The sequence below is a fragment of the Microbacterium neungamense genome (genome assembly GCF_024971095.1).
Taxonomy (GTDB): Bacteria; Actinomycetota; Actinomycetes; order Actinomycetales; family Microbacteriaceae; genus Microbacterium; species Microbacterium neungamense.
The window spans coordinates 1,197,043-1,216,047 of sequence record NZ_CP069717.1 but is presented as its reverse complement, the minus strand read 5'-3'; the positions used below and the strand labels follow the sequence as shown (position 1 = coordinate 1,216,047).

General features: G+C 72.0%; 16 protein-coding genes, 1 tRNA gene and 1 pseudogene. 8 read left to right on the top strand and 10 right to left on the bottom strand.

Going from position 1 to position 19,005, the window contains the following annotated elements:
- Positions 1–15 precede the first annotated feature (15 nt).
- The 5 genes and pseudogenes from JSY13_RS05825 (at position 16) to JSY13_RS05805 (ending at position 1,875) form a co-directional block, all read left to right on the top strand.
- Positions 16–91: transfer RNA gene (locus JSY13_RS05825), tRNA-His, on the top strand.
- A gap of 92 nt (positions 92–183) precedes the next feature.
- Positions 184–582: pseudogene (locus tag JSY13_RS05820) on the top strand (GNAT family N-acetyltransferase); the annotation flags it as partial.
- Positions 583–696: 114 nt separating this feature from the next.
- Positions 697–1,041 (top strand): metallopeptidase family protein, encoded by a 345-nt coding sequence (locus tag JSY13_RS05815; protein ID WP_259608137.1) that lies wholly within the window; start codon positions 697–699, stop codon positions 1,039–1,041.
- Positions 1,038–1,346, top strand: a complete 309-nt coding sequence (gene clpS, locus JSY13_RS05810) for an ATP-dependent Clp protease adapter ClpS (protein ID WP_259608064.1) — start codon at positions 1,038–1,040, stop codon at positions 1,344–1,346. The genes JSY13_RS05815 and clpS overlap by 4 nt, the downstream gene beginning before the upstream one ends.
- Positions 1,347–1,371: 25 nt before the next feature.
- Positions 1,372–1,875: a DUF2017 domain-containing protein gene (locus tag JSY13_RS05805; protein WP_259608063.1), complete on the top strand. Its 504-nt coding sequence runs from the start codon at positions 1,372–1,374 to the stop codon at positions 1,873–1,875.
- A gap of 4 nt (positions 1,876–1,879) precedes the next feature.
- Here the strand turns inward: JSY13_RS05805 and JSY13_RS05800 are convergent, their stop codons facing one another.
- The 7 genes from JSY13_RS05800 to JSY13_RS05770 all read right to left on the bottom strand — a co-directional run bounded on the left by JSY13_RS05800 (position 1,880) and on the right by JSY13_RS05770 (position 8,133).
- Positions 1,880–2,461 (bottom strand): nucleoside/nucleotide kinase family protein, encoded by a 582-nt coding sequence (locus JSY13_RS05800; protein ID WP_259608062.1) that lies wholly within the window; start codon positions 2,459–2,461, stop codon positions 1,880–1,882.
- Positions 2,445–2,765 (bottom strand): hypothetical protein, encoded by a 321-nt coding sequence (locus JSY13_RS05795; protein WP_259608061.1) that lies wholly within the window; start codon positions 2,763–2,765, stop codon positions 2,445–2,447. Before JSY13_RS05795 ends, JSY13_RS05800 begins: the two co-directional genes overlap by 17 nt.
- Positions 2,766–2,798: 33 nt before the next feature.
- Positions 2,799–4,067: a DNA polymerase IV gene (dinB, locus tag JSY13_RS05790; protein WP_259608060.1), complete on the bottom strand. Its 1,269-nt coding sequence runs from the start codon at positions 4,065–4,067 to the stop codon at positions 2,799–2,801.
- Positions 4,068–4,166: 99 nt separating this feature from the next.
- A complete protein-coding gene (gene gatB / locus JSY13_RS05785; protein ID WP_259608136.1) occupies positions 4,167–5,696 on the bottom strand; it encodes an Asp-tRNA(Asn)/Glu-tRNA(Gln) amidotransferase subunit GatB in 1,530 nt (509 codons plus the stop codon).
- Positions 5,693–7,210 carry an Asp-tRNA(Asn)/Glu-tRNA(Gln) amidotransferase subunit GatA gene (gene gatA / locus JSY13_RS05780; RefSeq protein ID WP_259608135.1) on the bottom strand — a complete coding sequence of 506 codons (1,518 nt, stop codon included), beginning with the start codon at positions 7,208–7,210 and terminating at the stop codon, positions 5,693–5,695. The genes gatB and gatA overlap by 4 nt, the downstream gene beginning before the upstream one ends.
- Positions 7,211–7,224: 14 nt before the next feature.
- On the bottom strand, positions 7,225–7,524 hold the full coding sequence (gene gatC / locus JSY13_RS05775) for an Asp-tRNA(Asn)/Glu-tRNA(Gln) amidotransferase subunit GatC (protein ID WP_259608059.1): 300 nt from the start codon (positions 7,522–7,524) through the stop codon (positions 7,225–7,227).
- A gap of 9 nt (positions 7,525–7,533) precedes the next feature.
- On the bottom strand, positions 7,534–8,133 hold the full coding sequence (locus JSY13_RS05770) for a dihydrofolate reductase family protein (RefSeq protein ID WP_259608058.1): 600 nt from the start codon (positions 8,131–8,133) through the stop codon (positions 7,534–7,536).
- Positions 8,134–8,225: 92 nt separating this feature from the next.
- Here JSY13_RS05770 and JSY13_RS05765 point away from each other — a divergent pair, with 92 nt between their 5' ends.
- On the top strand, positions 8,226–9,926 hold the full coding sequence (locus tag JSY13_RS05765) for a long-chain-fatty-acid--CoA ligase (protein ID WP_259608057.1): 1,701 nt from the start codon (positions 8,226–8,228) through the stop codon (positions 9,924–9,926).
- Between the two features lie 103 nt (positions 9,927–10,029).
- Positions 10,030–11,814: a DEAD/DEAH box helicase gene (locus JSY13_RS05760; RefSeq protein ID WP_432806442.1), complete on the top strand. Its 1,785-nt coding sequence runs from the start codon at positions 10,030–10,032 to the stop codon at positions 11,812–11,814.
- A 133-nt stretch (positions 11,815–11,947) separates the two neighbouring features.
- Here the strand turns inward: JSY13_RS05760 and ligA are convergent, their stop codons facing one another.
- The 3 genes from ligA to JSY13_RS05745 all read right to left on the bottom strand — a co-directional run bounded on the left by ligA (position 11,948) and on the right by JSY13_RS05745 (position 16,787).
- The gene (gene ligA, locus JSY13_RS05755; RefSeq protein WP_259608056.1) at positions 11,948–14,266 is read right to left on the bottom strand and encodes an NAD-dependent DNA ligase LigA; all 2,319 of its coding nucleotides are present in this window, start codon (positions 14,264–14,266) and stop codon (positions 11,948–11,950) included.
- Positions 14,267–14,472: 206 nt separating this feature from the next.
- Positions 14,473–15,570: a tRNA 2-thiouridine(34) synthase MnmA gene (gene mnmA, locus JSY13_RS05750; RefSeq protein ID WP_259608055.1), complete on the bottom strand. Its 1,098-nt coding sequence runs from the start codon at positions 15,568–15,570 to the stop codon at positions 14,473–14,475.
- A 50-nt stretch (positions 15,571–15,620) separates the two neighbouring features.
- Positions 15,621–16,787 carry a cysteine desulfurase family protein gene (locus JSY13_RS05745; protein ID WP_259608054.1) on the bottom strand — a complete coding sequence of 389 codons (1,167 nt, stop codon included), beginning with the start codon at positions 16,785–16,787 and terminating at the stop codon, positions 15,621–15,623.
- A gap of 107 nt (positions 16,788–16,894) precedes the next feature.
- Between JSY13_RS05745 and glgX the strand changes: the two genes are divergently transcribed.
- A complete protein-coding gene (gene glgX, locus JSY13_RS05740; protein ID WP_259608053.1) occupies positions 16,895–18,964 on the top strand; it encodes a glycogen debranching protein GlgX in 2,070 nt (689 codons plus the stop codon).
- Positions 18,965–19,005: the final 41 nt, after the last annotated feature.

Here is a 19,005-nt window from a genome sequence, read left to right as displayed (position 1 = left end):
GGAAGCGGGCGCATGGTGGGTATAGCTCAGTTGGTAGAGCGCCTGGTTGTGGTCCAGGAGGTCGCGGGTTCAAGCCCCGTTACTCACCCCACTCGGAAGCCCGGTGATCAGAAGGTCACCGGGCTTCCGCTCTTCGGTGCCGCATGCCCGCACCGCTCCCGCTCGGCTCGATAGCATCGAGACATGCCCTCCCACGTCCGCCCCGCGACCGAGGCCGATCTGGCCGCGCTGGCCGGCATCGAAGCCGCGGCCGACGCCCTGTTCGAGGAGGCGTTCGGTCCGCTCGACTGGGGGACGTCGCCCTCGGGACGTGCACGTCTCGACGACGGCGGGTTCGTCCTGGTGGTCGCCGAGACCGGGTCCGGCGCCCCGGTCGGCTTCGCGCACGTCATCGAGCACGAGGAGACCGCGCACCTCGAGCAGCTGTCCGTGCTGCCCGGGCACACGCGCCGCGGTCACGGCCGAGCCCTGCTCGAGGCGGCGATGGACGAGGCAGCCGCGCGCGGCGCGACCCGGATGACACTGCGCACCTACGCCGATGTGCCCTGGAACGCCCCGTTCTACGCCTCGGCGGGCTTCCAGGAGCATCCCGACCCCGACGACGACTTCCACCGCGGGCTGGTGTCGGCCGAGGCGCGTCTGGGCCTGGATCGGCACGGCCGGCGGGTGCACATGGAGCGACCCCTCCCCCGCGGCATGCAGCTGGACGCGGATGCCTTCGAAGCCCTGGTGATCGAGGAGCTCGACCGGCTGCCCGACGACATGGTCGACGGACTGGAGAACGTGGTGTTCGTCGTCGAGGACGCCCCCGAGGACGGCGAGGAGCTGTTCGGCCTCTACGACGGCCTGGCCCTCACCGAGCGCGGCCAGTACGGCATGGGCGAGCTGCCCGACCGCATCGTCGTCTACCGCCGCGCGCATCTGGCCGCGTGCGAGACCGAGGACGAGCTGCGGGACGAGATCCACACCACACTGGTCCACGAGATCGCGCACTTCTACGGCATCGACGATGCGCAGCTGCATGAGCTGGGGTGGGCATGAGCGCGCCCTTCGCCGCCCCTGAGGTTGACGAGGACGTCGACGAGGCCGTCGATCTCACCGCCGCTCCGCTCGAACCGTGGCAGGTCGTGGTGTGGAACGACCCGGTGAACCTGATGAGCTACGTCGTGCGGGTCTTCCGCACCTACTTCGGGTACTCGCGGGAGCACGCCACGCGCCTAATGCTCGCCGTGCACCACGAGGGGCACGCCGTGGTCGCGACCGGGCCGCGGGAGACGATGGAGACCCACGCCCGTGCCATGCACGACTATGGCCTGTGGGCGACCGTGCGGAAGGCGCCGCTGTGAGCACGCCCGGGGAAGGAACCGAGACATGGACGACCGCGTGATCCTGCTGCCGCTGGCGCTCATCGAGGGCGTGCACCTGGCGCGGCTCGTGGACGAGTTCCGGATGCTGCTCGACGAGGAGGCGCCCGAGGACGCCGGGCTCGCTCGCCTGACCCCGGACGCCTACCCGGAGGACCGCGACGCCGCCGCCACGTACTCGGAGCTGACCCGGCGGGAGCTGCTGGACCGGCGGGCGGGGGACGCCCGCGTGGTGCGCGCCGCGCTGGACGGCTTCCGCATCGAGGACGACGACGATGACGACGCGGTGCTGGCTCCGCGCGACGTGGTGATCCGGGTGGACGACCTCGACGCGTGGTTGCGCACCTTGACCGCGATGCGCCTGGTGATGGCGTCCCGGCTCGGTGTCGACGAGTCCGATGAGCATCACCCCGACGACCCGCGGTTCGCCGTGTACGACTGGCTCGGCTACCGCCTGGACGGGCTGATCCGCGTCGCGGACGAGCAGGACGCGCCGCCGGAGCGGCCCTGACACCTCAGGGGATGGGGATCACGACGTCTGCGAGCGCCACCGGGTCGTGACGGGCGATGTGCGCCCGCTCCTGCGCCGCCCAGCGGTCCCAATGCGGCCGGAACGCGTCCCCGTCGCGCCCGAGCGCGCGGTGCCGGCGACTCGGCTCGGGTGAGTCCACCCAGACGCGGACGTCCGCCAGGCGTGCGGTCGCTGTCGTGAGCGCCCCGCACCCCTCCACGATCAGCCCGAGCGCAGGATTCACCGCGTGGCTCTCCGCGTACTCCCCGGCCTCCCAGTCGAAGCGCTGCCAGGTGCCGAGGAGGCCGCGCGCATGCGGACGGAGGATGCGCTCCCGCGCCGTCTCCACCCCCTCGGCGAGGCCGTCCCAGCCGGGGTAGATCGAGTCCAGAGCCACGAGCTGCGGCGCTGTCTGCAGCGGCCACTCCCGCACCAGCACACGGGCGATGGTCGTCTTGCACGCGCCGCTGCGGCCGTCGATCAGGACGACCGGGTTCGAGGCCGCGACCTCGCGGACGGCCTCGCGCAGCCGTGCCACGCCCGCGGCGATCGCCGCCGCGACCGGGTCGTCACTTCTTGAGGGCACGGATGATGCGGCTCAGCGCGCGGCCGGCGATCCAGACGAACGGCGTCGCCACGGCAAGCAGCGACACGAAGTTCGGCTCGAAGCGCAGCCCCTCCTCACGACGGACGTACACGCCGAGCGGGATGGCGACTCCGCCGCCTCCTCCGCCGCCGGCGGAGTCGTCCATGTTGCCTCCGCCGAAGCCGGTCAGCGTGAGCGCGACGGGCGTGAACTCCGCCCCGTCCACCTGCTGCGGTTCACCGTAGGCGCTTTTCACGCCGAAGGACGCGGCGCTGCGGCCGAGCTCGAGTGCGATGTGAGGCATGCAGCTACGCTAGCCCACCGGCCGGGGCATCCGTCATTCGAGATCTCGGCGCGGATCGGAGGGGCTGCGCGGGTGCGGTGCCGCCCCGCGCCCGTCGCCTGCGCCGAGGTGCCGGGCGCGCGTGACCATGGCGGTTCCGAACCGGGAGCGCGCCCGATCGAGGGCGCCCTCGACGCGGCGCCAGTCCTCGTCGTCGTCCCAGAGGCCGAGCGCCCCGCCCGCCGGGCGGAGGCGTTCCGCACGCACCCCGACGAGGCGGACCGGGTCGCGCCGGGCGATCTCGTCGAAGAGCCCCCGGGCGACCTCGCCGAGGCGCTGGCCGACCGAGGTCGGCTCGGGGAGCGTGTGCGATCTGCTGACCGTGCTGAAGTCGGCGAAACGCACCTTGATCGCCACGCCGCCGGCCTCCCACTCCGCCCGGCGCAGCCGCGCCGCGACCCGGTCGGCCAGGCGCAGCAGCTCCGAGCGCAGGAACTCCGGATCGGAGACGTCGGTGTCGAAGGTCTCCTCATGCCCGACGCTCTTCTCGACCCGGCTGGTCTCCACCCGGCGCGGGTCGTGCCCGGCCGCCAGCTCCCGCAGCCTGCCGGCGAGGGCGGGGCCGACGGCACGCTCGAGCGCGGACGGCGATGTGGTGCGGATGTCGCGGATGAAGCGGATGCCGCGGGACTCGAGCGCCTCGGCGGCCTTCGGCCCGACACCCCACATCGCGCGCACCGGTCGGGGGTCGAGGAACTCCTGGGTCCGGGCCGCGGGGACGATCAGCATCCCGTCCGGCTTGGCGATCGTGGACGCCATCTTCGCGACGTGCTTGGTCGCGGCGACCCCGACGCTGCAGGTGATGCCGACCTCGTCGGCCACGCGCCGGCGGATCAGCTCCGCGATCCGCCCGGGGCTGCCCCACAGCCGGCGCACACCGCGCACGTCGAGGAACGCCTCGTCGATCGACAGCGGCTCGACGACGGGGGTGATCTGGTCGAAGATCGCCATCACCTGCGTGGACACGGCGTGGTAGCGGGAGAAGTCGGGCGGGACGATGCGGGCCGTCGGGCACAGCCGCAGCGCCTGGGACACCGGCATGGCGGAGCGCACGCCGAAGCGGCGCGCCTCGTATGAGGCGCTGGAGACCACCGAGCGCCCGTCCGGGGATCCGATGATCAGCGGCAGGCCGCGCAGGGACGGATCATGCAGCACCTCCACCGCCGCGTAGAACGCGTCCATGTCGACGTGCAGGATGCCGGTGCCGCTGTCGTCGGCCCCGGGCGGCGAGACGATGCGCCCCGATCCGTCACCGCGTCCCATCAGGCCATTCTCCCTCCCCCATGCGTTCGGGGCGGGTTTTCATGTTCGGGGGGTCGTCCGCCGCCCCGAACGCGAGAACCCGCCCCAAACGGGTGGGAGCTACTGGGCGGCGCGGTCGAGGATGAGCTCGCGGACGCGAGCCGCATCCGCCTGGCCCTTCATCGCCTTCATCACGGCGCCGATGATGGCGCCCGCCGCCTGCACCTTGCCGTCCTTGATCTTGGCGAGCACGTCCGGCTGCGCGGCGAGGGCCTCGTCGATCGCGGCGATGAGCGCCCCGTCGTCCGAGACGACGGCGAGCCCGCGGGCGTCGACGACCTCCTGGGGCGTTCCCTCCCCCGCGATGACGCCCTCGAGCACCTGCCGGGCGAGCTTGTCGGTGAGCGTGCCGGCATCGACGAGCTTCTGCAGCGCGGCGACGTCGGCCGGGGAGACCAGCGAGGCGGCATCCGTCTCCTGCGCGTTGGCGATGCGGCTGATCTCACTCATCCACCACTTGCGCGCGGCCGCCGGGGATGCCCCGGCCGCGACGGTCGCCTCGACCTCGTCGAGCAGGCCGGCGTTGACGACGCCCTGGAACTCGATGTCGCCGAAGCCCCAGTCCGCCTTGAGGCGGCGCCGGCGCGCGACGGGCTGCTCCGGCAGGGCGGCCCGCAGCTCCTCCACGAGCTCGCGCGACGGCTGCACGGGCAGCAGGTCCGGCTCGGGGAAGTACCGGTAGTCGTCGGCATCCGACTTCGGACGGCCCGGGGAGGTGACCCCGGTGTCCTCGTGCCAGTGCCGGGTCTCCTGCACGATCGTGCCGCCGTCGGCGAGGATCTGCGCCTGACGCTGGATCTCGTAGCGCACGGCCCGCTCGACCGAACGCATCGAGTTCACGTTCTTCGTCTCGGTGCGGATGCCGAGCGGCTCGGGCGGCGCCCCCTCGGGGACGCGACGGCGCAGGGAGACGTTCGCGTCGCAGCGCAGGTTGCCGCGCTCGAGGCGCGCCTCGGAGATGCCGAGGCTGCGCACGATGTCGCGGATCGTGGCGACGTACGCCTTGGCGATCTCGGGGGCGCGGTGCTCGGCGCCGAAGATCGGCCTGGTCACGATCTCGACGAGCGGCACACCGGCGCGGTTGTAGTCCACGAGTGAGTACTCGGCGCCGTGGATGCGGCCGGTCGACCCGCCCATGTGGGTGAGCTTGCCGGCGTCCTCCTCCATGTGGGCGCGCTCGATCGGGATGGTCACCCGGGTGCCGTCCTCGAGCTCGACCTCGACGGCGCCGTCGAAGGCGATCGGCTCGTCGTACTGGGAGATCTGGTAGTTCTTGCCGAGGTCAGGGTAGAAGTAGTTCTTCCGCGCGAACCGGCAGGATTCCGCGATCGAGCAGCCCAGCGCCAGGCCGAGGCTGATCGCGGATCGCACCGCCTGCTCGTTGACCACCGGCAGCGACCCGGGCAGCCCGAGGTCGACCGGGGCGATCAGCGTGTTCGGCTCGGCCCCGTGGTACGCGTCGTTGGCCGGGTTCGGGGCGTCCGAGAACATCTTGGTCTCGGTGTTCAGCTCGACGTGCACCTCGAAGCCGAGCACCGGCTCGAACAGCTCGAGCGCCTTGTCGTAGTCCATCAGCGCAGCGGCCATCAGCGGTTCCCTCCCACGAGCGACGGGGCTCGGTCCAGCAGCAGGCCACCCCAGGAATCGGTGAGCACGGCCTCGAGGGCCGCGCCGACCCGGTACAGCTGGGCGTCCTCGCGCGCCGGCGCAAGGAACTGGATGCCGACCGGGAGGCCGTCATCCTCGGCGAGCCCGGACGGGATCGAGATGCCGGGGACCCCGGCGAGGTTGGCGGGGATGGTGGTGATGTCGTTGAGGTACATCTGCAGCGGATCGTCGATCCGCTCGCCGAGCCGGAACGCCGTGGTGGGCGCGGACGGCGTGGCGATGACGTCGACGTCGGCGAACGCGTTCGCGAAGTCCTGCTGGATGAGGGTGCGCACCTTCTGGGCGCTGCCGTAGTACGCGTCGTAGTACCCGGCGGACAGGGCGTAGGTGCCGAGGATGATGCGCCGCTTCACCTCGGGCCCGAAACCGGCCTCGCGCGTGGCGGACATGACGTCCTCCACGGTGGGGGTGCCGGCCGGGGTGACGCGGAGGCCGAAGCGGACGGAGTCGAACTTCGCCAGGTTGCTCGAGGCCTCCGCGGGGAGGATGAGGTAGTACGCGGCCACACCGTACTCGAAGTGCGGGGCGGAGATCTCCACGATCTCGGCGCCCTGCTGCTCCATCAGGGTCAGGGCCTGGTGGAAGGAGGCCGCCACGCCCGGCTGGAAGCCGGAGTCGGGGAGCTCACGGATGACGCCGACCTTCAGGCCCTTGAGGACCTCCCCGCTCGCGCCCTCGCGCGCGGCGTCCGCGAAGGACGGCCACGCGTCGGGAAGGGAGGTGGAGTCCTTGGGGTCGTGCCCGCCGATGACGTCGTGCAGCAGACCGGCGTCGAGCACGGTGCGCGTGACCGGTCCGACCTGGTCGAGGCTGGAGGCCAGCGCGATCGCGCCGTAGCGGCTGACGCCGCCGTAGGTGGGCTTGACGCCGACCGTGCCGGTGACGTGCGCGGGCTGGCGGATCGAGCCGCCGGTGTCGGAGCCGAGGGCGAGAGGTGCTTCGAAGGCGGCGACCGCCGCGGCCGAGCCGCCGCCGGAGCCGCCGGGGATCCGCTCGAGGTCCCACGGGTTGCGGGTCGGGCCGTAGGCGGAGTGCTCGGTGGACGAGCCCATCGCGAACTCGTCCATGTTGGTCTTCCCGAGCGGCACGAGACCGGCCGCACGGGAACGCGCGACCACGGTGGCGTCGAAGGGCGACATGTACCCCTCGAGGATCTTCGAACCGCTCGTCGACGGCTGATCGGTGGTGACGAGCACGTCCTTGATCGCGAGCGGCACGCCGGCGAGGGCGCCCAGCTGCTCGCCGGCGGCCCGGCGACGGTCGATCTCGGCGGCGGCGTTGGGCGCGTGCTCGTTGACGTGCAGGAAGGCGTGCACGTCGCCGTCGACCTCGGCGATCCGGTCGAGGTGCGCCTGGGTGGCCTCGACGCTGGAGATCTCCCCGGCGGTGAGCCTGTCGGCCAGGTCCGCGGCGCTCAGGCGGATGATGTCGCTCACTGCTGCCCGCTCGCTCACTGCTCCTCCCCCAGGATCGCGGTGACGCGGAACCGGCCCTCCGCCGCATCCGGTGCGTTCTGCAGCGCCTGATCCTGCGTCAGCGTCCGACCCACGACGTCCGGCCGGAACACGTTGTGCATCGCGATCGGGTGACTGGTCGCGACGACGTCGGGGGTGGCGACCTGCGACACCTTCGCGATGTTGTCGACGATGACGTCGAGCTGACCGGTCAGCTGTGTCACCTCGTCGTCGGTGAGCTTGATGCGCGCGAGCACGCCGAGATGGCGCACGAGATCGGGGGTGATTTCAGACACCACCCCAGTCTAGGAGAGGGACGCCGCCCCTCCGGTGCGATCCCCGGCCGCGCGGTACTCGATGGTGACGATGCCGGTGGGGCCCGCCTCGGTGTGATCCAGTTCCAGCCGGAGGTGCGGCATGCCCGCGGGGGCGAAGGATCGGCCGGCGCCGAGCACGACCGGCAGGATCCTCAGGCGGAGGACGTCGACCTGGCCGGCCCAGAAGAGGGCGTCGGTGAGGTCGAGGCTGCCCCACACGATCACGTCCCCGTGACGGGAGCGCAGCAGCTCCGCGGCATCCGTCGCCGTTCCCGAGAGCACGGCGATCTCGCCCTCGCCCCACGGTGCGCGTTCCAGGGTGGACGACAGCACGTATTTGGGCAGCCCGTTCACGTACGTCGCGACGGCCTCCTCCTCGGCGGTGCGCTCCGGCCAGTACGCGGCGAACATCTCGTACGTGCGGCGTCCGAACAGCACGGCGTCCACCCGCGCGAGCCGGTGCATCTGCTCGGACGCCGGATCGGACTCGTCGCCGAAGTCGGCCTCCCAGAAGAAGTCGATGCCGCCGAGCTCGTCGACGGCGTATCCGTCGGCGGAGACGATCTGTTCCACGATGATGCTGCCCATGACATCCTCCCGGCGCACCCGACTCCCGGCGCACCCGACGGTAGCACTCGGCCGCGGGCGGCGTAAGTGCCCTCGCACATAGGCTGGAGGTCGTGACCGTCTTCGATCCCCCGCGCCCCTGGACCGCCAGCTACGCCCCCGGGGTTCCCGAGGACCTCGCGCCTCTCGACGGCTCCCTCGTCGACATCGTCGCCGCATCCGCCCGCGACTATCCGCAGGCCACGGCGCTGCAGTTCTTCGGCGCGGAGACCACATACGCCGAGCTGCAGCAGGCCATCGATCGCGCCGCGGCAGGGCTCCGCGACCTCGGCGTCGGCCCGGGCGATCCCGTGGCGATCGTGCTGCCGAACTGCCCGCAGCACATCATCGCCTTCTACGCGGTGCTGCGGCTGGGCGCGGTGGTCGTCGAGCACAATCCGCTCTACACCCCGCGCGAGTTGCGCAAGCAGTTCGAGGACCACGGCGCCGCGCACGCGATCGTCTGGAGCAAGGTCGCCGCGACCGTGCAGGAGTTCCCCGCCGACCTCGCCGTGTCGACGCTCATCTCCGTCGACGTGACGCGTGCCATGCCGCTGCGCATGCGGGCCGCGCTGCGCCTGCCGGTCGCGAAGGCGCGGGAGGCCAGGGCCGCGCTGACCGCGCGCGTGCGCGGCGCGATCGCGTGGGACGACGTGGTCTCCGGCCCGCCCCTGCCGGCGTCCCACCCGAAGCCGGCGACCAACGATCTGGCCATCATCCAGTACACCTCCGGCACCACCGGGACGCCCAAGGGCGCCGCGCTGACGCACCGGAACCTGCTGGCGAACGCCGCTCAGGCGCAGGCGTGGGTGCCGTCGATCCGGAGAGGCGAGGGCTGCGTCGTGTACGCGGTGCTGCCGATGTTCCACGCGTACGGGCTCACGCTGTGCCTGACCTTCGCGATGTCGATGGGTGCGCGTCTGGTGCTGTTCCCGAAGTTCGATCCCGATCTCGTGCTGGAGGTCGTGAAGAAGCACCCGGCGACGTTCCTGCCGCTCGTCCCGCCCATCGCCGACCGCCTTCTCGCCGCCGCCCGGCGCAACGGCGTCTCCCTCGCCGGCATCGAGATCGCCATCTCCGGGGCGATGGCCCTGCCGCACGAGCTCGTCGTCCCGTTCGAGGAGGCGACCGGCGGCTACCTCGTCGAGGGGTACGGACTCAGCGAGTGCTCCCCCGTGCTGATGGCCAACCCGGTCGCGGAGAACCGCGTACCAGGCACCGTCGGGCTCCCCCTGCCCGGCACGGAGTGCCGCGTGGTGGACCCGGAGAACCCGACGGTCGACGTGCCGGCGGGGACGGCGGGCGAGCTGATCGTGCGCGGCCCGCAGGTGTTCTCCGGCTACTACGGCAAACCCGAGGAGACCGAGGCGGTGTTCGTGGACGGGTGGTTCCGCACCGGCGACATCGTCACGATCGACGAACACGGGTTCGTGCGGATCGTGGACCGGATCAAGGAGCTCATCATCACCGGCGGCTTCAACGTCGCGCCCACCGAGGTGGAGAACGCGCTGCGTCAGCATCCGCTCGTCACGGATGCCGCAGTGGTGGGGCTTCCCAGCGAGCACTCCGGGGAGGAGGTCGTCGCCGCCGTCGTGGTGGCCCCGGATGCCGAGGTGGACGTGGACGCGATCCGGGACTTCGCCCGCGGGATCCTCACCCCGTACAAGGTGCCGCGGCGGATCTTCGTCGTCGACGACCTGCCGCGCTCACTGATCGGCAAGGTGCTGCGCCGTCAGGTGCGGGAGAGGCTGCTCGCGCTCACCGCCGGCCGGTAGACGACGTCAGGTCAAGGGCGGACGGACGGAGACGGCCACCGGTGGAGGGCGGCGGGCGGGCATCTCCCAGCCGCGGCGGAAAGCGGCGCGCTACCCTTGGCCAGTGAGCCCTGAAGACGCAGACACGATCGACCCGACCGACGCACCGCCCGCGAGCCCCGGATTCGAGGAGCTCGGCATCACGGGGCCCGTGCTGAAAGCGGTCCGCGATCTCGGCTACGAGACGCCCTCGCCGATCCAGGCCGCGACCATCCCCACCCTGCTCGCCGGACGCGACGTCGTCGGCATGGCGCAGACCGGCACCGGCAAGACCGCCGCCTTCGCGCTGCCCGTCCTGGAGCGGCTGGACGTGTCGCAGAAGACGCCGCAGGCCCTGGTGCTCGCTCCCACCCGCGAACTGGCGCTGCAGGTCTGCGAGGCGTTCGAGTCCTACGCCTCGCGGATGCGGGGCGTGCACGTGCTGCCGGTGTACGGCGGCCAGGGGTACGGCGTGCAGCTGTCCGCGCTCCGCCGCGGCGTGCACATCGTCGTCGGCACCCCCGGGCGCATCATGGACCACCTGGCCAAGGGCACCCTCGATCTGTCCGCACTGACCTATCTCGTACTGGACGAGGCCGACGAGATGCTGAAGATGGGCTTCGCGGAGGACGTGGAGCAGATCCTCGCCCAGACGCCGGTCGAGAAGCAGGTCGCCCTGTTCTCGGCGACCATGCCGGCACAGATCCGCCGCCTCGCGCAGAAGTACCTGCGCGACCCGGAGGAGATCACGGTCAAGTCGAAGACCGCGACTAGCACGAACATCACCCAGCGCTACCTCGTCGTCTCCTACGCGCAGAAGGTGGATGCCCTCACCCGCATCCTCGAGGTGGAGAACTTCGACGGGATGATCGTGTTCGTCCGCACCAAGAACGAGACCGAGACCCTCGCCGAGAAGCTCCGCGCCCGCGGCTATTCCGCCGCGGCGATCAACGGCGACGTGCCGCAGGTGCAGCGCGAGCGGTCGGTGAACCAGCTCAAGGACGGCAAGCTCGACATCCTCGTGGCCACGGATGTCGCCGCCCGCGGTCTGGACGTGGAGCGGATCAGCCACGTGGTGAACTTCGACATCCCGACGGACACCGAGTCGTACGTGCACCGCATCGGCCGCACCGGGCGCGCCGGCCGCACCGGCGACGCGATCAGCTTCATCACCCCGCGCGAGCGGTACCTCCTGAAGCACATCGAGAAGGCCACCCGCCAGCAGCCGACGCAGATGCAGCTGCCGACCACGGAGGACGTGAACACCACGCGTCTGGCGCGCTTCGACGACGCGATCACGGCCGCCCTGCAGGAGACCGACCGGATCGAGGGCTTCCGCGACATCATCGCCCACTACGTCCGCCACCACGATGTGCCGGAGGCGGACGTCGCGGCCGCGCTCGCCGTCGTCGCGCAGGGCGAGACGCCGCTGCTGCTGGATCCCGCCACCGACGAGCTGTCCCGAGCCGTGGAGCGGGACAACCGCCCGCCCCGTGAGCGCACCGACCGCGCGGACCGCCCGGACCGCGAGGCGCGCGGGCCCCGCCGCGGCCGTGGCGACTACGCCCCGTACCGGATCGAGGTGGGGCGTCGCCATCGGGTCGAGCCGCGGCAGATCGTCGGTGCTCTCGCCAACGAGGACGGCCTGGGTCGCGACGACTTCGGCGCGATCGACATCCGCCCCGACTTCTCCATCGTCGAGCTGCCGGCGAACCTGGACCGCTCGGTGCTCGACCGGCTGCGGGACACCCGCATCTCGGGCCGGCCGATCGAGATCAAGCCGGATCGCGGGACCGGCGGACGCGGTGGCGGGCGCCGAGACGCCCGGCGCGAGGACCGGCCCTCCCGCAAGCCCCGCCACCGGGCCTGAGCCGTCTGCTGCCGTGACGCCGCGCTCATGGCGTGGCGCCGGGTGCTCCCCGCCCGCGACCTATCCCCGACGGGATGGCGTCGCGGCTCCTGGGAGGCGTTCCCCGTGATCGTCGGGGTTGACCGCGGGCCCGTCACGCATCGAGCGCGTCCGGCCCCTGCGTCACGAGGATGTGGAACTGCGCCGCATCCAGGATGCGGATGCCCAGCTCCTCGGCCTTCGCGAGCTTGGAGCCGGCGCCGGGGCCGGCCGCGACGAAGTCCGTCTTCTTGGACACGCTCGAGGCCGCCTTCCCGCCGGCCTTGATGATCGCCTCCTGCGCTCCCTCGCGCGTGTAGCCCTCGAGGGATCCGGTCGCCACGACGGTGAGGCCCTCGAGGACTCCCCCGCCGGCCCCGGCGGCGCCGGGGCCGGGGTGGCCGGGCGTGGACCACTGCACTCCGGCATCCGCCCACCGCTGCACGATCTCCTGGTGCCAGTCCACGGCGAACCAGTCCCGTAGCGAGTCGGCGATGATGCCGCCCACGCCCTCGACCGCGGCGAGCTCGTCCCGAGATGCGGCGCGAATGGCGTCCAGCGATCCGAACCACTGCGCCAGCGCCCGAGCGGCGACCGGGCCGACATGGCGGATGTTCAAGCTGACGAGCAGACGCCAGAGGTCCTTCGTCTTCGCCTTCTCGAGCTCGTCGAGCAGCTTCAGCGCCTGCGACGAGGGCTGCGGGCCGTCGAGCCCCGCCTTGCGCTCCGCCGGGCTCGGGTTGCGGCGGAACGGGGCGCGGGTCTTGGCGATGCCGTCGTCGTCGACCTTGGGCAGGCCGGTCTCGGCATCCTTCACGACGACCTCGATCGGGACGAGATCCTCGAGCGTGAGGTCGAACAGCCCGGCCTCGGTCTCCAGCGGCGGGACCTCGGGCACGCTCGGCTGTGTGAGTGCAGCGGCGGTCACCTCGCCCAGCGCTTCGATGTCGAGGGCGCCGCGGGAGCCGATGTGCTCCACCCGCCCGCGCACCTGCGCGGGGCACGACCGGGCGTTCGGGCAGCGGAGGTCGATGTCGCCCTCCTTCATCGGACGCAGCGGAGTGTCGCACTCGGGGCAGCGCTCCGGCATCACGAACTCCCGCTCCGTGCCGTCGCGCTTCTCCACGACCGGGCCGAGCACCTCGGGGATCACATCCCCCGCCTTGCGAAGCACGACCGTGTCGCCGATGAGGACGCCCTTGGCCTTCACGACGTCCTTGTTGTGCAGGGTCGCCTGCCGCACCACCGACCCGGCGACGTGCGCGGGCGCCATCACGGCGTACGGGGTGGCCCGGCCGGTGCGCCCGACGGAGACGACGATGTCGAGCAGCTTCGTCTGCACCTCCTCCGGCGGGTACTTGTACGCGATGGCCCAGCGCGGCGCCCGGCTGGTGGCGCCGAGCTCGTCGTGCAGCGCGAGCTCATCGACCTTGACGACGATGCCGTCCAGCTCGTGCTCGATATCGTGCCGGTGCTCGCCGAAGTGCTCGACGAAGGCGACGACCTCGTCGATGCTGCGGCACACCTTCGTGTGCGGGCTGGTGGGGAGTCCCCACTCCGCGAGCAGGTCGTACACCTCGCTCTGCGCCGCGACCGGCGGGTCGGGCCAGGCGCCGATGCCGTGCACGTAGAGCGACAGGGAGTCGACGCGCAGCAGGCCGGCCTCCCGTTCCAGACCGGTCTTCTTGTCCAGCTGCTGGCGCAGGCCTCCGCTGGCCGCGTTGCGGGGGTTGGCGAAGGCCGGGAAGCGGCGGGCCGCGGCGGCCTTCGCCTTGTCCTCGTCGAACGGCCGCTTCGCCCCGGCACGGGACTCCCAGCGGCTGCGCGCCTCCGCCACGGCGCGGTCGCGGAACTCGGCCTGCGCGGCGTTGAGACGTTCGAACGCGGCGACGGGGATGAACACCTCGCCGCGCACCTCGACGACCGGCGGATGCCCGGAGCCGGCGAGCCGCTCGGGGATGTCGGCGAGCCGCAGGGCGTTCTCGGTGACGATCTCCCCGACACGTCCGTCGCCGCGCGTGGCCGCGGAGGTGAGGACTCCGTCCTCGTAGCGGAGGTTGATGGCCAGGCCGTCGATCTTCAGCTCGGTGAGCCAGGCGACCTCGCGCCCGGCGGCCGCCTGCGTCTTGGCGGCCCAGTCGCGCAGCTCGTCGATCGAGAAGACGTTGTCGAGGCTCAGCATCCGCTCGGCGTGCTCGATCGTCGCGAGGGCGGTGCCCTCCGCCGCGCCGATCATCTGCGTCGGCGAATCCTGCCCCTGCAGCTCGGGGTGCAGCCGCTCGAGCTCCTCCAGCCGCCGCATCCAGGAGTCGTAAGTGGCGTCGTCGACGAGCGAGGTGTCCCGCCCGTAGTAGGCGTCCTTGGCCTCGAGGATGCGGGTGGTCAGCTCCTCGGCCTCGGTGCGGGCGGCTTCCAGCGAGATGTTCTCCGGCACCCGGCCAGTCTACGAGCGGCCACCGACGTCGACACGGCACGCCGTCCCGCCGAGCGACTTCGGTGCGTGCGGGTCGCGGCATCCGTCGCTCGCGCTCGCACTCGCACTGCACTCGCTCGGCCATGTGCGCTACGCGCGGATGCCTCGGGCGGATGCGTCCGCGGGAAGCGCACAGATCCGCGCGAAATGGACAGGGGATTCGCGGGTCAGGCGCCGACGGGGACGGCGGAGACCGTGGTGTCGATCGTGAACTGACCGAGCACGCGCGTGCCGACGTAGAGGACCGCGCTCTGACCCGGGGCGACGCCGTCGAGCGGCTCGTCCGGGACGGCGCGCACTCCGGCATCGGTCACGAACGCGGTCGCCGGCACCGGGTCGGCGTGCGCGCGGATCTGCACCTCGCACGGGAACTCGGATGCCGTGGGCGCGGCGCCGGCCCAGCTGAACCGCTCCCCCGCGATCTCCGCGATCGCGAGCGCCTCCTTCGGGCCCACGACCACGATGTTCGAGACCGGACGCACCTCGAGCACGAATCGCGGCTTCCCGTCCGGAGCGGGGACGCCCAGCCGCAGACCGCGGCGCTGTCCGACCGTGAACGCATGCGCGCCGTCGTGGCTGCCCACCACGGCGCCGGTCCGGTCCACGATGTCGCCCCGCGCGGCGCCGACCTTCTCCGCGAGCCAGCCGCGGGTGTCGCCGTCGGGGATGAAGCAGATGTCGTGGCTGTCCGGCTTCTGCGCGACGCCGAGGCCGCGGCGCTCCGCCTCGGCGCGCACGAGCGCCTTCGAGGGAGTGTCGCCGAGGGGGAAGTAGGTGTGCGCGAGCTGCGCCGCGGTGAGCACGCCGAGCACGTAGGACTGGTCCTTGGCGGAATCGGAGGCGCGGTGCAGCTCCAGACCGCCGGGACCCTCGACGAGCGTCGCGTAGTGGCCGGTGCAGACCGCGTCGAAGCCGAGTTCGAGGGCGCGCTCCAGAAGCGCGGCGAACTTGATCTTCTCGTTGCAGCGCAGGCACGGATTCGGGGTCCGCCCGGCCCGGTACTCGGACACGAAGTCCTCGATCACGTCCTCGCGGAAGCGCGCGGAGAAGTCCCACACGTAGAACGGGATGCCGAGCCGGTCGGCGGCGCGGCGGGCGTCCATGGCGTCCTCGATGGTGCAGCACCCGCGCGAACCCGTGCGCAGCGTGCCGCCGGCGCGGGACAGGGCGAGGTGCACGCCGACGACGTCGTGGCCGGCGTCCACCGCCCGCGCCGCCGCGACGGCGGAGTCCACGCCGCCGCTCATCGCCGCCAGAATCCGCATCCGTCCAGTCTACGAGCGGGTGGCTGAACGGGGGCCGGTGGCGCGCCCGCTCAGCGACCGGGGGTGCCGGAGGCGCGGGCGTAGGCGTCGGCGATGACGGCGAGCACGGCGTCCACGTCGGCATCCGTCGAGGTGCGGCCGAGCGTGAATCGCAGCACGCTGCGCGCGTCCTGCTCGCTGCGCCCCATCGCCATCACCACGTGCGACGGCTCGGCGACGCCCGCCTGGCATGCGGCGCCGGTGGACGCCGCGATCCCCGCCATGTCCAGCAGGAATAGCAGGCTCTCCCCCACAGCGCCGGGGAACAGCACATGAGCGTTTCCGGGGAGACGGTCCCGAGGATCGCCCAGCAGCTCCGCCCGCGGCACCCGGTCCCGGATGCCGTCCACCAGCCGGTCCCGCAGGGCGGCCAGCCGCGCCGACTCCGCCTCGCGCTCGGCCTCTGCGGCCTCGAGCGCCACCGCAAACGCGGCCGCCCCCGGCACATCCTGCGTCCCGGCGCGCAGGCCGCGCTGCTGGGCGCCGCCGTGCAGCAGCGGTGCGATCCGGGCGGAGCGCGCGACGACGAGCCCGCCGATCCCGACCGGCGCGCCGATCTTGTGCCCGGCGACCGTCATCGCCACGAGCCCGGAGCCGTCCGGGGCGTCGCCGCGCAGACCGCGGAACGACAGCGGCAGGTGACCCCAGGCCGCGACCGCGTCCAGGTGCAGCGGCGCCCCGGCATCCGCCGCCGCCTGGGTGAGCCCCGCGACGTCGTTGACCGTGCCGACCTCGTTGCTCGCCACGAGAGCCGTCGCCAGCGCCGCACCCGGGAGAGCCTCCGCGAAGGCCGCGACGTTGATCCGCGCGAGGCAGTCCACGGCGACGCGACGCACCACCGCACCGCGCGCGGCGAGATCCGCGACCGTCTCGATCGTGGCGTGGTGCTCGGCATCCGGCAGCACGATCGCCTCCGTCCCCGCCGCGCGCCGCTCCCACAGTCCGCGGAGGGCCGTGTTGATTGCCTCGGTCCCGCCGGAGGTGAACACCACCTCGACGGGGTCGCAGCCGAGCACCGCCGCCGCCCGCTCCCGCGACTCCTCCAGCAGCCGGCGGGCGTCCTGTCCCGCCCCGTGCGTCGACGCGGCGTTCCCGACGATCGCGCCGGCCGCGATCCAGGCATCGCGGGCCTCCGGGCGCAGCGGCGCGGTCGCCGCGTGGTCGAGGTAGAACCGCATCGTCCCATCCTCGCACCGCCGCCTGCGCGAATCCCGTACCGGGACCGAGACTCACAGCCCATGCGACCGGGAATCAGAACCGGCGATCCGGCGATAAGCTGTTCGTCATGCCCGCGCAGACCGCTCCGCCCCTCGGGGACACCGCCCTCGACGATCTGGGCGTGCGCCTGCACGACGGTGTGGGCACGTTGCGCGTCTGGTCGCAGAACGCGTCGTCCATGGAGCTCGTCGTCTTCGACGCCGCCGACCTCGACTGGGAGGTCGCGCAGGTGCCGCTGGAGCGGCGTCCGGGCGGCGTCTGGGAGGTCACCTCCGACCTGCTGCAGCCCGGCACCCGCTACTCGCTGCGCGTGAACGGCCCGCACGGACCGGGCAACATGTTCAACCCCGAGACGCTCCTGCTTGACCCGTACGCCCGCGGCCTCGCCCAGGGCCACGGCTATGAGGAGTGGCGCTCGGTCGTCATCGAGGACGGCTTCGACTGGGGCGGCGTGCAGAAGCCGCGCACCCCGCTCGACCGCACCATCATCTACGAGGGCCACATCAAGGGGCTCACCAAGCGGCATCCGCAGGTCGACACCGCCCTGCACGGCACCTACGCCGGGCTCGCCCACCCGGCCATGATCGAGTACTTCCAGTCGCTCGGCATCACCGCGGTCGAGCTGCTGCCGGTGCACGCCTTCGTCCCCGAGCCGCGACTGCTGGAGCGGGGGCTGACGAACTACTGGGGCTACAACACCCTGAACTACTTCACCCCGCACTACGCGTACGCCACCGAGGGCGCGCGCAAGGGCGGCCCCGAGGCCGTGCTGCGCGAGTTCAAGGGCATGGTCAAGCTGCTGCACGAGGCCGGCATCGAGGTCATCCTCGACGTGGTGTACAACCACACCAGCGAGGAGGGCATGGGCGGGCCCCGCTCCGGCTTCCGCGGCATCGACAACGCCCTCTACTACCGCCAGCTGCCCGACGGCGCCTACGTGGACACCACCGGCTGCGGCAACACGGTGAACACGGCGACGGATGCCGCGGCGCGGCTCGTGCTGGATTCGCTGCGCTACTGGGCGAACGACATGCAGATCGACGGCTTCCGCTTCGACCTCGCCACCGCCCTGGGACGCGACGCCAACCACGAGTACGACCCCGAGCATCCGCTGCTGCTCGCCATCCGCGACGACCCGGCCCTGGAGGGCACGAAGATCATCGCCGAGCCGTGGGACGTCGGGCTCGGCGGCTGGCAGACCGGGAACTTCCCCACCGGGTGGAGCGAGTGGAACGACCGCTACCGCGACCGGGTCCGCAACTTCTGGCTCAGCGACATCGACTACGCCCGGCGCGCATCGGCCCCGGTCGGCATCGGCGGCTTCGCGAGCCGGCTCGCCGGATCGGCGAACACGTTCAGCGAGGAGCGCGGTCCGCTCGCGAGCATCAACTTCGTCACCGCGCACGACGGGTTCACCCTGCACGACCTCGTCTCCTACGACGTCAAGCACAACGAGGCGAACGGCGAGAACAACCGCGACGGCGCAGACATGAACCGCTCCTTCAACCACGGCGTGGAGGGTCCCACCGACGACCCGGTGATCCTCGCGGCGCGGCGGAAGGCGATGCGCAACCTCCTCGGCACGTTGCTGCTCTCGGCCGGCATCCCGATGCTGACCGCCGGAGACGAGTTCGGCCGCACCCAGCGCGGCAACAACAACGCCTACTGCCAGGACTCGGCGCTGACCTGGCTGCACTGGGAGCACGAGCCGTGGCAGGAGGACCTCGTCGCGCACGTGTCGCTGCTGACCCGGCTGCGCGCCGAGAACCCGGCGCTGCGCCCGTCCCGGTACGCCCGGCTGGGCGAGCACATCCCGAACGCGTCGGTCATGGACTGGTACGACCAGAACGGCGAGACCATGGACGTGGAGCAGTGGAACGACCCGCGCAACCGCACGCTCCAGTACGTCGCCGCCTCCACGCCCGACAAGGAGGACTACAACCGCATCCTCCTGATCGTGCACGGCAACGAGAACCCGACCGATGTGCGGCTCCCCGAGTCGATCGAGGGCGCCACGTCGTTCATCTCGCTGTGGTCCAGCGCCGAGGAGCGCCCGAGCGAGGAGCAGCGCACCTTCGCCCCCGGCGACGTGCTGCCGATCGCCGGCACGTCCATGCACCTGTTCCGGGTCGAGTAGCCGGTCGCACGGCGGCGCCCGCCCGGATCGGCGACCCTGCG

Coding starts and splice junctions, on each gene's coding strand:
- JSY13_RS05815 (WP_259608137.1), top strand. CDS start 697: ATGCAGCTGGACGCGGATGCCTTCGAAGCCCTGGTGATCGAGGAGCTC.
- JSY13_RS05770 (WP_259608058.1), bottom strand. CDS start 8,133: ATGGGCAGCATCATCGTGGAACAGATCGTCTCCGCCGACGGATACGCC.
- JSY13_RS05805 (WP_259608063.1), top strand. CDS start 1,372: ATGGACGACCGCGTGATCCTGCTGCCGCTGGCGCTCATCGAGGGCGTG.
- JSY13_RS05745 (WP_259608054.1), bottom strand. CDS start 16,787: ATGCGGTTCTACCTCGACCACGCGGCGACCGCGCCGCTGCGCCCGGAG.
- glgX (WP_259608053.1), top strand. CDS start 16,895: ATGCCCGCGCAGACCGCTCCGCCCCTCGGGGACACCGCCCTCGACGAT.
- JSY13_RS05795 (WP_259608061.1), bottom strand. CDS start 2,765: ATGCCTCACATCGCACTCGAGCTCGGCCGCAGCGCCGCGTCCTTCGGC.
- clpS (WP_259608064.1), top strand. CDS start 1,038: ATGAGCGCGCCCTTCGCCGCCCCTGAGGTTGACGAGGACGTCGACGAG.
- dinB (WP_259608060.1), bottom strand. CDS start 4,067: ATGGGACGCGGTGACGGATCGGGGCGCATCGTCTCGCCGCCCGGGGCC.
- mnmA (WP_259608055.1), bottom strand. CDS start 15,570: ATGCGGATTCTGGCGGCGATGAGCGGCGGCGTGGACTCCGCCGTCGCG.